Origin of the sequence: Pseudomonas sp. NFPP02 (assembly GCF_900119355.1) — a bacterium.
GTDB lineage: Bacteria > Pseudomonadota > Gammaproteobacteria > Pseudomonadales > Pseudomonadaceae > Aquipseudomonas > Aquipseudomonas paracarnis.
On the sequence record NZ_FPJI01000001.1, the window covers coordinates 707771 to 721867 of the forward strand.

Below are 14097 nucleotides of genomic sequence, written 5' to 3' on the forward strand. Positions count from 1 at the left end.
ACTAACGAACTCATGTCCGCGTAGACCTGTCACAACAAAGGTCGCGTGAGGCGACTTTATTTGTCCAGGAGTAAAGCATGCGTAATCTGATCCTCAGCGCCGCTCTCGTCACTGCCAGCCTCTTCGGCATGACCGCTCAAGCTGCCGATGTGCCGCTTGAAGCCGGTAAAACCTATGTTGAACTGGCTAACCCGGTTCCGGTTGCGGTACCCGGCAAGATCGAGGTGGTGGAGCTGTTCTGGTACGGCTGCCCGCATTGCTACGCCTTCGAGCCGACTATCAACCCATGGGCTGAAAAGCTGCCCAAGGATGTTAACTTCCGTCGCATTCCTGCCATGTTCGGTGGCCCATGGGACGCCCACGGCCAACTGTTCCTGACGCTGGAAGCCATGGGTGTTGAGCACAAGGTCCACAACGCTGTCTTCGAAGCGATCCAGAAACAAGGCAAGCGCCTGACCAAACCGGACGAAATGGCTGACTTCGTTGCTACTCAAGGTGTCGACAAGGACAAGTTCCTGGCGACCTTTAACTCCTTCGCTATCCAGGGCCAAATCAAACAGGCCAAGGAACTCGCGCAGAAGTACGGCGTGCAAGGCGTTCCAACTCTGATCGTCAACGGCAAATACCGTTTCGACCTGGGCAGCACCGGTGGTCCTGAAGCGACCCTGAACGTTGCCGACCAACTGATTGCCAAAGAACGCGCTGCCAAGTAAGGGGCTCGCCATGCGCCGCTGGGGTACCGAGCGTGTCGTTGGCCTGCATGAACCGCAGGTCAACGAGCATCACCTGGAGTCCACAGGCCTGCCGGCAGACAGCCGCTTGCGCCTGCTCAGCTTCAATATCCAGGTGGGCAACAGTACCGAGAAGTATCGGCACTACCTCACGCGTGGCTGGCAGCACCTGCTGCCCCACAAGGGGCGTACCGGTAACCTGCAGAAAATCGGCGACCTGCTCAGCGACTTCGACTTGGTCGCCCTGCAGGAAGCCGACGGCGGCAGCCTGCGCTCCGGCTATATCAACCAGGTGGAACACCTGGCTCAGCTGGGCGCCTTCCCGTACTGGTATCAGCAACTCAACCGCAACCTGGGGCGCCTGGCGCAGCACAGCAATGGCGTACTCAGCCGCCTCAAACCCACGGCTATTGAAGATCATCCCTTGCCAGGCCCCAAAGGGCGCGGGGCGATCCTTGTGCGTTTTGGCGAAGGCCCGGAAGCCTTGGTGGTGGTGATGATGCACCTGGCCCTCGGGGGGCGTACGCGCAACCTGCAACTGGCCTACGTGCGTGAATTGATTGGTAACTACAAGCACCAGGTGCTCATGGGTGACATGAACACCCATGCCAACGACCTGCTGCAGAATTCTCCGCTGCGCGACCTGGGGTTACTGGCCCCGCAAGTCGAAGCCACGTTTCCCAGCTGGCGCCCGCAGCGCTGTCTTGACCATATCCTGCTCAGCCCAAGCCTCACACTGGAAAGTGTGCAGGTGCTAGCGCAGCCCATTTCCGATCACCTGCCGGTCGCGGTAGAGATTCGTCTGCCGGGTTCGCTCACGGCTGATGCATTACCCGCGTTGAGCCCAGGCCCTCGCGGACCCCTTGCATGAGCGACGACGCCCAGCGCTGGAAAGAGAAATACCTCCAGAGCATCGAGCAACAAGACAAACTCGAACGCCGCTGGGCTGCCCGCCTCGATTTGCTGCGCCGCGGGCTGGTGCGCAGCACGCTGGCCGCTGAAGGCACCGACCGCGCCGTCGATCAATGCATGAAGGAAATGCGCGATGTCGTGCGCACGGACGACATGGACGCTGCCCTCGCCGCTTTACTGCCACGCCTGGAAAAGGCCGTGCTGGATTCGGAGCAGCGCCGCGAAACCCGTGTCGACCAGATCAGCACCGCGCTCACCGCCTTGGTCACCCAGTTGCAAAAGCTGCCGTTGCCCCGCGAGGTGGCTCGCCCGCTGAAAACCTTCGCCAAGCAACTCGATGGTCGCGTGGCACAAGCGCGGGAGATACCCCTGCTACTCAGTGAGCTGAGCAGCCTGCAGGGGCAGGCGCTGAATAATCTGGAGCCTGAAGGCGATACCGCACGCCCAGGCCCGGGCCTGTTGCAACGCCTGTTCGGTAGTAAGGAGGCCGCCAGTGAAGCATTGCCGGTTGACGCTGAGCCACTGCCGGCAATGCAATTGGCAGCGCCAAAGCCTGCAGCGCCCAAACCCGCACCCGAACCGGAAGAACTTGCGCAATCGGAAGAGCTGACCCAAGCCTTGCGTGCCTTTGCACCGCTGTCACCCACACCCGTGGCCTTGAAGGCTGCGCCTGTTGCTGCGGCCGAAGGGCAAGAGGTCGCCAGAGAAACGCCGGTATTCGACGCTCCAGAGCTGCCGTCGATTGCGCCTGCGCAATTACCGGAGCCCGACGTGCAGGCGCCACCGGTTGCGGAGCCTGCTCACGAAAGCGCACTCGCTGCCTTTATCGAACCGCCGCCGGCTCCAGTCGAAACGCCGGATGAGACCACCATCGGCAGCCTGTCGCTGCCCCCCGTGCTGGAAAGCCCCGAGCCTGACGAGCTGCAACCGGACGGCACCTACGCCCTGCCCGATTCGCCTGAACCGTCCTACAGCTCGGTGGCCAAGCACATTGAAGGCACTTTGCTCGGCCTGCTGGAAGACCTTTCCCTGCCCGAACGTCACCAGCCCCAGGCCGAGGCGATGCGTGAGCGTCTCGCCCATGGTTTGAATTGGTACGAACTGCTGCCGATCCTGGATGACCTGGCCGTGCTGATGCTGGCGGTCACCGACAGTGGCCAGCATGAGTTCGAGGCTTATCTCAAGCAGCTCAACGAGCGTCTCGAGGCATTCCAAGGGCATTTGCAGGTCGCCAGCGAAGGCCACGCCGACAGCAGCCTGGCCGCGCGGGAGTTGGACACACAGATTCGCGAGCAGGTGGACGGCCTGCAAAGCAGCGTGCAGGACGCCGCCGACCTGGACAGCCTCAAGCAGGTGCTCGAAAGCCACCTTGAAGGCTTGCTCGGCACCATGGATGAACACCAGCAACAGCGTGACCTGCGGGAACAGGAAGTGGCCGCACGCCTCAAAGGCCTGGCTGAACGCGTGGCCCATATGGAGCAGGAGGCCCAGGGCTACCGCGAGCACCTGGAGGTGCAGCGCCAGAAGGCCTTGATCGATCCGCTCACCGGCCTGCCCAACCGTGCGGCGTGGAGCGAACGCCTCGATTACGAGGTCAACGCCTGGCATCAGCGTGGTAACAGCCTGTCGCTGGCCATGCTCGACCTGGACCACTTCAAGCGCATCAACGACGGCTACGGTCACCTGGCAGGGGACAAGGTCTTGAAGATTATCGCCAACGTGCTGAGCAAACGCCTGCGGCCGACTGACTTCATCGCGCGGTTTGGTGGTGAAGAGTTTGTGCTGCTCATGCCCGACTCAGCCCTGGCGGATGCCCTGGCCGTAGGTGAAGTATTGCGTGAGGCCATTGCAGCGTGCCCGTTCCACTTCAAGGGCGAGCCGGTAACGATCACGGTGTCCATGGGCGTGGCGCAGTTTCAGGCCGGCGAGCGCAGTGACCTGGCGCTCAAGCGTGCCGACGAGGCGCTCTACAGGGCAAAGGCTGCGGGACGTAATCAGGTGCAGGCGGCATAAAAGATGTTCCATTTTGTGATTTGACCGCCTAGCCATGAACCTTACGTTACACTGTTGCATTATCGTCTTTCAGTGTAATGCCTCTCGCCATGAAATCCTTGTATATCGCTTTAGCGTTTCTTCTGCTTGCCGGCTGCGCCAGCGGCCCGCGCCTGAACACCAGCCATCCTTCGGTCAACCACGACAACCGCGTGCAGTTCGTTGTGGTGCATTACACCTCGACCAACCTTGAACGTTCCCTGGCGCTGTTGACCCATGGCCAGGTCAGCAGCCATTACCTGATCGGCGACGACGCCTCCGGCACCATCTACAAGCTGGTGGATGAAAGCCAGCGCGCCTGGCACGCCGGGGAAAGCGAGTGGATGGGGCGCACCTGGCTCAATTCCAGCTCCATCGGCATCGAGATCGTCAACCCAGGGTTCAGTGATACGCCGACGGGGCGTGTGTGGTACCCGTATTCCGAAGCGCAGGTGCAGTCGCTGATCGTGCTGCTCAAGGACATCAGCAAGCGCAATGGCATCGAACCCAAGAACATCATCGGGCACAGCGACATTGCCCCACTGCGCAAGCTGGACCCAGGCCCGTTGTTCCCTTGGAAACGCTTGGCGGCAGAAGGTCTGGCCGTGTGGCCGGATGCCCAGGCAGTGGCCCGGTTCCAGGTGCAGTACGCCGCGCAGTTGCCGAGCATTACCTGGTTCCAGGAAGAGCTGGCGCGCCTGGGCTACCAGACGCCGCAGACCGGTGAGCTGGATGTGGCCACAAGGCACGTCATCGCTGCGTTCCAGATGCGCTTTCGCCCGTCATTGTTTGACGGCACCCCAGACGCTGAAAGCGCCGCGATCCTGAAGGCCTTGAATCACCGCTGATGGTGTACAGGTAGGAGCGAGCAAGCTCGCTCCTACAGGGGCAATGCCATATAGAACTGCGTACCCTGCCCTGGCCGCGAGTACACACCCATGCGGCCGCCGTGCAATTGCACGATTTCCTTGCACAGTGCCAAGCCCAGGCCCGCACCGCCCTTCTTGCGGCCCACCTGTACAAAGGGTTCGAAGATCCGCCCTTGCTGGCCGTAGGCAATGCCTTCGCCGTTGTCCTCGACGCTGATAATCACCCGCTCGCCATGCCGTCGTGCCTGCAGGCGAATCTGCCCGCCTTCGGCGGTGTGGCGCAGGGCATTGCCCAACAGGTTGTCGAGCACCCGCTCCAGTTGCACTTGGTCGGCATACAGCCTTGGCAACTCAGGTTGAGCTTCTACCAGCAACTCAATGTGCTGGGCGTTCGCAGGCTCAGCAAACCGAGCCCGTGCGTGCTCCAGCAAGTCGGTGACATCGCACGTGCCCAGGGTGAGTTTCTGCAGGCCGTTCTGGTAGCGCGAAAAGTTGAGCAGGTCGTTGATCAACTGCATCAGGCGCTGCATTTCTTCATTCACCGTATCCAGCAGGTCCGCCTCGCGGGAGTCCGGTGGGAACTTGGCCCGCTCTCGGAACAAGCCGAAGGCCATGTGCATGCCGGTAACCGGCGTGCGCAGCTCATGGGAGGCGCGCAATACGAACTCGCTGCGCACCCGTTCGAAGGCGCGCTGTTCAGTCACATCATGCAGCACCATCACGGCCCCGAGAATGTGCCCCTGTGTATGGCTAACCGGGGTCAGGCTGTAGGTCAGCAGGCGCAACTCACCCTCGACTTCCACCTCCAGATCGTCCGGGGCCCGCTCCAGGTTGCCGCCGCGCAGCACCAGTTGCAGCTGTTCATCCATTTCCGCACGACCCATGGCTTCACCAAGGCCTTGACCCAGCCGCTCCTCATCCCAGCCCAATTGGCGCTGCGCTACAGGGTTGAGGTGCTCCAGGCAGCCTTGGCGATCAATCATCAACAGGCCGTCATCGATACTGTCGAGCACCGCTTGCAGGCGCTGTTGGCCGGCCAGCAGTTCATCGATGTTAGTGGCCTGATGTTGGCGCAACGCTTCGGCCATGATGCCGAAACGGCGGGTCAGCAGGTTCATTTCCGCTGCGGAGGAGATCGGCAGCGTGACTTCAAAGTCGCCCTGCCCGATCTTGTCGGCGGCCTTGGCCAGGGCCTCGATGGGACCACCGAAACGCCGGGCGATGCCATGGGCCGTGACGAAACCGATGATCAGCACCGCGAGCCCTACCAGCCCGAGCAGGCCCGCTATCAACAGGGCGCGCTCACGGGATTTATGCTCACTGGTACTGATATTTTCCAGGGCCCGCTTGTGGTCGGCGATCAAGCCGTTGCGCAGTATGTTGAAGGTCTCGGTGAGCTTTTCCTTGCTGCCCGCAGGCGGTGATGTCTGCTGGGATTGGTCAAACGCCTTGAGCAGATTCTGGTAATCCGAGCGTGCCTGGCTGAAACCATGGTTTTTGCCGTCGACCTGCTCATGGGCGATGCCCTGATCCAACAGATCGAAATAATGCTGCTTGGAGGCTTGCAGGGCGTCTGGGTCGGGACGCTTCTCCAGCATCATGATCAACTGGTCGCCCAGGCTCTGACGCAATTTGAGCCCCAGGTCCAGGGTGATGAAATTACTGCGGATCAGCGATTCCTGGGTCTTGGCCATTTGCATGACGCTGACCAAGCCCAGGACCAACCCCAGCAAAGCCACGGTAATCAAGGCTGAGATGCTCAGGAATAACCGGGTGCGCAGTTTCATCGCGAGCTTCATAAGGTCCTGTTCAAAGGTTGTACTGCTTGCGTTTGCGGTACAGCGTCGACGCATCGATGCCGAGTGTGCGGGCCGCTTGGTCCAGTGTGTCGCTGGTCGCAAGTACGGCGCCGATATGGGCTTTCTCCAGCTCGTCAAGGCTCAAAGCCGACCCGATACGCGGTGCATTGTTGGCCGGTTGCTCAGCCATCCCCAGGTGGCTGATCTCAACCTTCTCCTGGGGGCAGATGATGCTGGCGCGTTCCACTACGTTGCGCAGTTCACGAATATTGCCGGGCCAGCGGTAGTTCAGTAGCGCTTCGCGGGCATTATCGCTGAAGCCGCGCGCCGGGCGTGCGTATTCCTTGACGAAGCGGGCAAGGAAGCGGTCAGCCAGGGTCAGGATGTCTTCACTGCGTTCGCGCAGCGGGGGCAGGTGCAAGGTGATGACATTCAGGCGGTAGAGCAAGTCTTCACGGAAACGGCCATCGCGCACCATGTCTTCCAGGTTCAGGTTGGTGGCTGCGAGGATGCGCACGTCAGCGCGGCGGGTGACCGGGTCGCCCACGCGCTCATACTCTTTGTCTTGGATAAACCTCAGCAACTTGGGTTGCAACGTGAGCGGGAAATCGCCGATCTCGTCGAGAAACAGCGTACCGCCGTCCGCCTGATTCACTCGGCCCAGGGTGCTTTCACTGGCGCCGGTGAATGCGCCGCGGCTATGGCCGAACAGTTCGCTTTCCATCAGTTCGGCGGTCAGTGACGGGCAGTTGATGGTCACGCAGGACTTCTTCGAGCGTTTGCTCCATCCGTGTATCGCCCGGGCCAACTCACCTTTACCGGTGCCGGACTCGCCGAGAATCAAGATATTGGCGTCCGTCCCGGCCACCTGCCGCGCGGTTTCCAGCACCACCATCATTGCCGGGCTATGGGAGTCCAGGCCGTCTTTGGGCTGGCGCACCTCGCCTTCCAGCGCTTCCAGCCGCGCAGAGAGCTGACGCACCTCCAGCTGTTTGGCCGTGGCCAGGCGCAGTTGGTCGGGGCTGCAAGGCTTGACCAGGTAGTCGGCGGCGCCAGCCTGGATGGCGTCCACGGCGGTATCCACGGCCGAATGGGCGGTCACAATCACCACGCGCATCCACGGAGCCTGCACGCGCATCTGGGCCAGCACGTCCAGGCCATTGTCCTCGCCCAGGCGCAGGTCGAGGAAGCACAGGTCGAACACCTGACGCTGCATCAGGGCATCGGCCTGGGCGGCGCTGTTCGCGGTGGCGACGGTGTAGCCCTCATCTTCCAGGCAATAGCGGAAGGTGCGCAGGATCGCGGATTCGTCATCCACTAAAAGAATGCGGCCTTGAAGTTCCTTGGCTGAATCCATCTGTCCCGCACTCCTTAACTATAAATGTGATGGTGTTTAGTCCCGGAATAATCGGGCAAGTTGCATGGTTTATTCTGATTCATAAAAGGCTTCTTCGTGCAGCTATCTGCGCGCCTTCCTACAGACGTGGTTTGCGGACATTTTCAGGACTTGTTGCTCTTCGATCCTTCGATGTGCGCGCCAGGTGTCTGGTTCCGCCCACTGGTCATCGTGCATTTCGCACGGCCTGCAAGGAGGCATCGTGCAGGATGCTAGGCGACGAATCTATCGAGCAAGTGTAAGTGCTTGATTTTATTGTGTTTTATTTTGCAATAAAGCTGGCATGCACTCTGCAATATCTCCCCCAAGAGCGTCATGAACGAATAATCAGAATGCGGGAGTAATGCAGCATGACTCGCCAAAGCCTCAGCCAATTGCGTGTATCGCCGCTGCGCTTGCAGCAGGGCCTGTTCGCCAGCCTGGCCTTGATGGTCACGTTGATTGCCGGCCAGCAGTTGCAGCATTGGCAGGAGCGTGCGCAGCCAGCCCCGCAATTTGAACGTCCTGTCATGACCCAGACCCATTTTCGTTCCATTGGCAGCGCCAGCGCCGATGTGACTGCCCCGCAATTGAGCCTGGTAGACCAGGGTTCCACTCTGGACGAACTGCCGGCCCATGACCGTTGGGTGTTCTAGGTAAAAAATGTCGCTCGTGTTGAGCGGCTGCACGGTATCACCGCTGTTACCCCTATAGAAGCATAAGGAGAATCACCATGTTGAGTTGGGCAATCACATTTCTGATCATCGCCATTGTGGCCGCAGTCCTGGGCTTCGGTGGTATCGCTGGCACCGCCACCGGCATCGCCAAGATCCTGTTTGTGGTCTTCCTGGTGATGTTTATCGCTTCGTTCTTCTTTGGTCGCAAAGGCCGAGGTTGAATATGGTCAGCCTGCCTTTTAAAGCCCTTGCTGCCGCCCTGCTGTTTGGCGGCAGCGGCCTGGCCATGGCCGCCAACGACGGCCAATCCCGGGCTAACGAATTGCTCAGCGCGGATCCGCAGTACCGTGAAACCTGGCAAGACGTGGTGAAGAAAGAGGAACGCCTGCCCGAATGGGTGATGAACCTGTCGGGCACGGCCGAGCAAATGAATGCCGTTGAGGAAGATGGCGACAAGTACTTGGTCGGGCCGCTTTGTGAAACCGCAGACACCTGCCTGAACAAGCGCCTGATCGTTGCCTTCAGCCTCGACAAGGAAGATGCCTACGCCATGTTGGTGGAAGTCCCGGCGGGTTTGCCAGCGGACAAGTCCCCGACACGGCACGCCGATTACCGTTTCCTCGGTAAGCCGGACGAGGGTATGCAAAAGCTGCTGATGGAACAGCTCAAGAAAGATCCGAATTGGTACTAGGTTCCGTCTGACGGAGCCGGCGTCCATAGAAGGAAGCCCTTGTGCTTCTTTCTGTTTGCATCGCTCCTTGAGTGATGCATGACCAGGGGGCCGGGTTGCTCTGATCGATCAGGATCGGCGTGACCTACGGGTACAGGGAGTACCTGCGCAAGGGCCGGGTCAGGCGAAAAGCTGCGACGCAAGTTCACAAGACCTCAAGCTTGCTGAACTTGCGGCGGGCTTATGACTCTCATTCCCGCGTTTCATGCCGCCTATAGCCGCAGTTTTGTTTTTTTGCGTCTGGCCAACCATTACTGGGTATGTCGGCGTGACCATCTATCGAGAATTTTTCAATCGCGCTATAGGATCTTTCCGGCCCTAGGTGATGGATTTCTCAGACATTTCTGTCAGCCAATCGAAGTCGTCCAGTATCTCTGCGCGAGCCTGATTTGGCTGCTTAACGGCATATTCACCCGCTCGAATGGCGGATACGAACTGACCGTTTGGACAAATATTTTCAAAAAAAGCCATGCCGATTCGGCATAGGGTAGGCGTTTACGGCATTAGACGTCGCTCCCTTGCATGGGAATAGTTGCGCCTTTTTTCGCCTGCCAGTAAGCCATTTCGGCCACGCTGCGGTGACCTTCCATGGAGGCAGATGCACACACTTTTTCGCTTTCGAGCGTTGCAGCTGGCGCATTTGCCGTAAGTCCACTTGAAGCAAGGGTAATGACATGAAGAAGGCAAAGCTAAGCCTCGCCTGGCAGATCCTCATCGGTTTGGTACTGGGCATTGCAATCGGTGCCGTGCTCAACCATTTCAGTGCTGAAAAGGCCTGGTGGATCAGCAATGTGTTGCAGCCGGCGGGCGATATCTTTATCCGCCTGATCAAGATGATCGTGATCCCGATTGTGATTTCTTCGCTGATCGTCGGCATTGCCGGTGTAGGCGACGCGAAAAAGCTCGGTCGTATCGGCGTCAAAACCATCCTCTACTTCGAAATCGTCACCACCATCGCCATCGTGGTGGGCCTGTTGCTCGCCAACCTGTTCCACCCAGGCGCTGGCATCGACATGAGTACCCTGGGTACCGTCGATATCTCCAAGTACCAGGCGACTGCCGCCGAAGTGCAGCATGAACATGCGTTCATCGAGACCATCCTCAACCTGATCCCCTCGAACATTTTCGCCGCTGTTGCCCGTGGCGAGATGCTGCCGATCATCTTCTTCTCGGTGTTGTTCGGCCTGGGCCTGTCGAGTCTCAAGCCTGAACTGCGCGAACCGCTGGTGACCATGTTCCAGGGCGTGTCCGAGAGCATGTTCAAAGTCACCCACATGATCATGAAGTACGCCCCTATCGGTGTATTCGCGCTGATCGCGGTGACGGTCGCCAACTTCGGCTTCGCCTCGCTGCTGCCGCTGGCCAAGCTGGTGATCCTGGTTTACGTCGCGATCCTGTTCTTCGCCTTCGCGGTCCTGGGTTTGATCGCACGCCTGTTTGGCTTCTCGATCCTCAAGCTGATCCGCATCTTCAAAGATGAGTTGGTATTGGCTTACTCCACCGCCAGCTCCGAAACCGTGCTGCCGCGTGTGATCGAGAAGATGGAAGCCTACGGCGCGCCGAAAGCGATCTGCAGCTTCGTGGTGCCGACCGGCTATTCGTTCAACCTCGACGGTTCGACCCTGTACCAGAGCATCGCGGCCATCTTCATTGCCCAGCTGTATGGCATCGACCTGTCGATCGGCCAGCAACTGATGCTGGTACTGACCCTGATGGTGACCTCCAAAGGTATCGCCGGCGTGCCGGGCGTGTCCTTCGTGGTGTTGTTGGCGACGCTGGGCAGCGTGGGCATCCCACTGGAAGGCTTGGCGTTTATCGCCGGTGTCGACCGTGTGATGGACATGGCGCGTACCGCCCTGAACGTGATCGGCAATGCCTTGGCCGTACTGGTTATCTCCCGTTGGGAAGGCATGTACGACGACGCCAAGGGCGAGCGCTACTGGAATTCCCTGCCGCACTGGCGCAGCAAGGAAGCCCTGCCTACGGCACAAGCCACCCGTAGCTGATTGCAGATTGATCGAAAACAAACCCCGGGAAATTCCGGGGTTTGTCGTTTCTGCCAGCCCCGTTATCATTCGCCCCATCTTTCGGGGGACTTATCTGATGCTCAATGGCCTGTGGCTTGGCTTCTTTGTCGTGGCAATGGTGTCAGCACTGGCGCAATGGCTGGTGGGCGGTAACGCCGGGATCTTCGCGGCGATGGTCGAAAGCATTTTCGCCATGGCCAAATTGTCGGTGGAAGTCATGGTGCTGCTGTTCGGTACCCTGACGTTATGGCTGGGCTTTCTGCGGATTGCCGAAAAAGCCGGGATCGTCGATTGGCTGGCCAAGGCCCTCGGCCCGCTGTTTCGCCGCCTGATGCCGGAAGTGCCCGCCGGGCACCCCGCGATCGGTTTGATCACCCTCAACTTTGCCGCCAACGGCCTGGGCCTGGACAACGCCGCCACGCCCATCGGCCTGAAAGCCATGAAGGCGCTGCAAGAGCTCAACCCCATCCCCAATACGGCGACCAACGCTCAGATCCTGTTCCTGGTGCTCAACGCGTCCTCGCTGACGCTGTTGCCGGTGACCATCTTCATGTACCGCGCCCAGCAAGGCGCTGCGGACCCGACGCTGGTGTTCCTGCCGATCCTGCTGGCCACCAGCGCCTCGACGCTGGTGGGCCTGCTGTCGGTGGCGGTGATGCAGCGCCTGCGTTTGTGGGACCCGGTGGTGCTGGCCTATCTGATCCCCGGCGCGCTGGTACTGGGCGGCTTCATGGCGCTGCTGGCGACCCTGTCTGCCACAGCGCTGGCCGGTTTGTCGTCGATCCTGGGCAACCTCACGCTGTTTGGCTTGATCATGCTGTTTCTGGTGATCGGCGCGTTGCGCAAGGTCAAGGTGTACGAGGCATTCGTCGAAGGCGCCAAGGAAGGCTTCGACGTAGCCAAGAACCTACTGCCCTATCTGGTGGCGATGCTGTGTGCGGTTGGCGTGTTGCGTGCCTCGGGCGCCTTGGAGTTCGGCCTGGAAGGGATTCGCCATGTGGTGGCCTGGACTGGCCTGGATACGCGCTTTGTCGACGCTCTGCCGACCGCAATGGTCAAGCCGTTCTCCGGCAGTGCGGCACGGGCGATGCTGATCGAGACCATGCAGACCCAGGGTGTGGACAGCTTTGCGGCGTTGGTGGCGGCGACGATACAGGGCAGTACTGAAACCACGTTTTATGTGCTGGCCGTGTACTTCGGCTCGGTAGGCATCCAGCGGGCGCGGCATGCGGTGGGATGTGCGTTGTTCGCGGAGTTTGCTGGTGTGGTCGCGGCTATTTCGGTGTGCTACTGGTTTTTTGGTTAAGGCCACAATCGTTATCGCAGGCAAGCCAGCTCCCACATTTGACTGTGTTCACAAATCAAACTGTGGGAGCTGGCTTGCCTGCGATGAGGTCCTCAAGGTTTCAGTGCTGTATTGCCCTGACTGACTACCCAATCCACCACCTGCTTATTCAACTGATCCCCAGCCTGGCCAAAAGCAGCCACCACCGCTGGCACCTTGGCGTCACTCACCGGCTGCCTCACTTCAAACCGGCGGCTGGCGATAATCCTTTGATCACGCCCACGCACCAATCGCGCGTCGAGGCGAATCACCACTTCCACCGCTTTGCCTCGATACTCACTCTGAAACGCCTGCAACTGCCCGCCCAGTTCATAGTCGGCTTGCAGGTTGGTCTCGTCGGTACTCAACAACGTCACGCGCCCGTCGCGCTGGAAGCCATCCAGCAGGCGATTACGCAGCAGCACAGGCGCCGGGTCGCTCCAGCGTGAATTCGCGTAGTTGCTGATCAAGTTGCCATCTGGCACTACGGCGATGCGCGGGCTATCGAGAAACTCGCTGGTCTGCGGCTTGGTCACGCGCAGCGACCAACTCACCGGCGTGCCTTGGCTGGCCGGTTGGGCGGACGCCAGGCGGTACACGTCCGATGGGTCCGGCTTGGGCAGGATCGAGCACGCGCTGACCAGTGCCAGGGCCATGGGGACGATCATGTGGTAAGCACGCTTCATGGCGTGAACTCCTTGTTCTTGTCACTGCCCAGCAGGTAACCGCTGGGGTTGGCTTCCAGGCGGCGAGAGATGGCGCGCAGCGAGCCGAGGGTTTCACGCAGCTCGCGCACGGCTGGCGCCAGCTCGTTAAGGCCCTGCATGCCGCTGTTCACCGAGTCTTGGTTATTGGTCAGCAAGGTATTGATGGTGGCGGTGCTTTGCTCCAGGGATTTCATCGCCTGCTCGGCGCTCCCGAAGGCTTGCTTGCCTTGTTCACTGAGCAAACCATTGGCGCTGCGCATCAGCACGGTGGTTTGCTCCAGCGCCGCGCCCGCCTGTTTGCTCACCTGCATCAATTGCTGCATCACCACCTTGATGTCGCCGCGTTGCTCGGCAATGGCGCCGGTGGTTTGTTGCAGGTTATCCAAGGTGTTGCTCAGGCGTTCGACGTTTTCCCGCGAGAACAGGTGGTTGGCGTTGTGCAGCAGCAGGTTGACGCTGGTCATCAGGTCGTTGCTGTTATTGAGCAGGCGTGCGATAGGCGATGGCGATGCGATGATTTCCGGCAGGTTGCCGTCCTTGCCCTTGAGCTCCGGGCTCTGCGGGGTGCCGCCACTGAGCTGGATGATCGAGGTGCCGGTGATACCGGTCAGGGCCAGTTTGGCCTGGGTGTCTTCCTTGATTGGCGTTTGCCCGGCCAGGCGGATGCGCGCCAAGACGCGGCGTGGGTCTTTGGGGTCCAGGCGCAGGCTGATCACGTCGCCCACCTTGATGCCGCTGTACTGCACCGCACTGCCCTGGGACAGGCCGCTGACCGCTTCGTTGAAGATCACTTCGTAATCCTGGAAGGCGGTATCGACGCTGGACTTGGCCAGCCACAGGCCAAACAGCATCGCGCCGACCACCACAATTACGCTGAACAGTCCGATCATCACATGATGGGCTCGGGTTTCCATG

The 14097-nt window shown here is 60.1% G+C and carries 13 protein-coding genes; 9 read left to right on the forward strand and 4 right to left on the reverse strand.

Annotation, left to right across the window (positions count from 1 at the left end; translation table 11 throughout):
* Positions 1-77 precede the first annotated feature (77 nt).
* The 4 genes from dsbA (at position 78) to BT204_RS03295 (ending at position 4522) form a co-directional block, all read left to right on the forward strand.
* Positions 78-713 carry a thiol:disulfide interchange protein DsbA gene (gene dsbA, locus BT204_RS03280; protein ID WP_003187375.1) on the forward strand — a complete coding sequence of 212 codons (636 nt, stop codon included), beginning with the start codon at positions 78-80 and terminating at the stop codon, positions 711-713.
* A 10-nt stretch (positions 714-723) separates the two neighbouring features.
* Positions 724-1602: an endonuclease/exonuclease/phosphatase family protein gene (locus tag BT204_RS03285; protein ID WP_003187377.1), complete on the forward strand. Its 879-nt coding sequence runs from the start codon at positions 724-726 to the stop codon at positions 1600-1602.
* Positions 1599-3656 carry a GGDEF domain-containing protein gene (locus tag BT204_RS03290; RefSeq protein ID WP_072445704.1) on the forward strand — a complete coding sequence of 686 codons (2058 nt, stop codon included), beginning with the start codon at positions 1599-1601 and terminating at the stop codon, positions 3654-3656. Before BT204_RS03285 ends, BT204_RS03290 begins: the two co-directional genes overlap by 4 nt.
* Before the next feature lie 89 nt (positions 3657-3745).
* On the forward strand, positions 3746-4522 hold the full coding sequence (locus BT204_RS03295; RefSeq protein WP_072445705.1) for an N-acetylmuramoyl-L-alanine amidase: 777 nt from the start codon (positions 3746-3748) through the stop codon (positions 4520-4522).
* Positions 4523-4554: 32 nt separating this feature from the next.
* On the opposite strand, the gene BT204_RS03300 is transcribed toward BT204_RS03295, so the two are convergent.
* Both BT204_RS03300 and algB read right to left on the reverse strand, forming a co-directional pair.
* Positions 4555-6342, reverse strand: coding sequence for an ATP-binding protein (locus BT204_RS03300; protein WP_054897229.1), 1788 nt, complete (start codon positions 6340-6342; stop codon positions 4555-4557).
* A 10-nt stretch (positions 6343-6352) separates the two neighbouring features.
* Entirely contained in the window at positions 6353-7699 is a 1347-nt protein-coding gene (algB, locus tag BT204_RS03305) for a sigma-54-dependent response regulator transcription factor AlgB (RefSeq protein WP_034129241.1), read from the reverse strand.
* Between the two features lie 389 nt (positions 7700-8088).
* On the opposite strand from algB, the gene BT204_RS03310 reads away from it, so the two are divergent.
* From BT204_RS03310 to BT204_RS03330, 5 genes are all read left to right on the forward strand, one after another.
* A complete protein-coding gene (locus BT204_RS03310; RefSeq protein ID WP_020301400.1) occupies positions 8089-8373 on the forward strand; it encodes a hypothetical protein in 285 nt (94 codons plus the stop codon).
* Between the two features lie 77 nt (positions 8374-8450).
* The gene (locus tag BT204_RS03315) at positions 8451-8615 is read left to right on the forward strand and encodes a DUF1328 domain-containing protein (protein WP_003187386.1); all 165 of its coding nucleotides are present in this window, start codon (positions 8451-8453) and stop codon (positions 8613-8615) included.
* 2 nt (positions 8616-8617) lie between these two features.
* Positions 8618-9085 (forward strand): inhibitor of vertebrate lysozyme family protein, encoded by a 468-nt coding sequence (locus BT204_RS03320; protein ID WP_054897228.1) that lies wholly within the window; start codon positions 8618-8620, stop codon positions 9083-9085.
* Between the two features lie 713 nt (positions 9086-9798).
* Positions 9799-11130, forward strand: a complete 1332-nt coding sequence (gene gltP, locus BT204_RS03325) for a glutamate/aspartate:proton symporter GltP (RefSeq protein ID WP_003187390.1) — start codon at positions 9799-9801, stop codon at positions 11128-11130.
* A 97-nt stretch (positions 11131-11227) separates the two neighbouring features.
* On the forward strand, positions 11228-12457 hold the full coding sequence (locus BT204_RS03330) for a nucleoside recognition domain-containing protein (protein ID WP_054897227.1): 1230 nt from the start codon (positions 11228-11230) through the stop codon (positions 12455-12457).
* Between the two features lie 92 nt (positions 12458-12549).
* Here the strand turns inward: BT204_RS03330 and lptE are convergent, their stop codons facing one another.
* Complete coding sequence (gene lptE / locus BT204_RS03335) at positions 12550-13161, reverse strand: ABC-type transport auxiliary lipoprotein family protein (protein WP_070415401.1); 612 nt, start codon at positions 13159-13161, stop codon at positions 12550-12552.
* Positions 13158-14096 (reverse strand): MlaD family protein, encoded by a 939-nt coding sequence (locus BT204_RS03340; protein WP_003187394.1) that lies wholly within the window; start codon positions 14094-14096, stop codon positions 13158-13160. Before BT204_RS03340 ends, lptE begins: the two co-directional genes overlap by 4 nt.
* Position 14097: the final 1 nt, after the last annotated feature.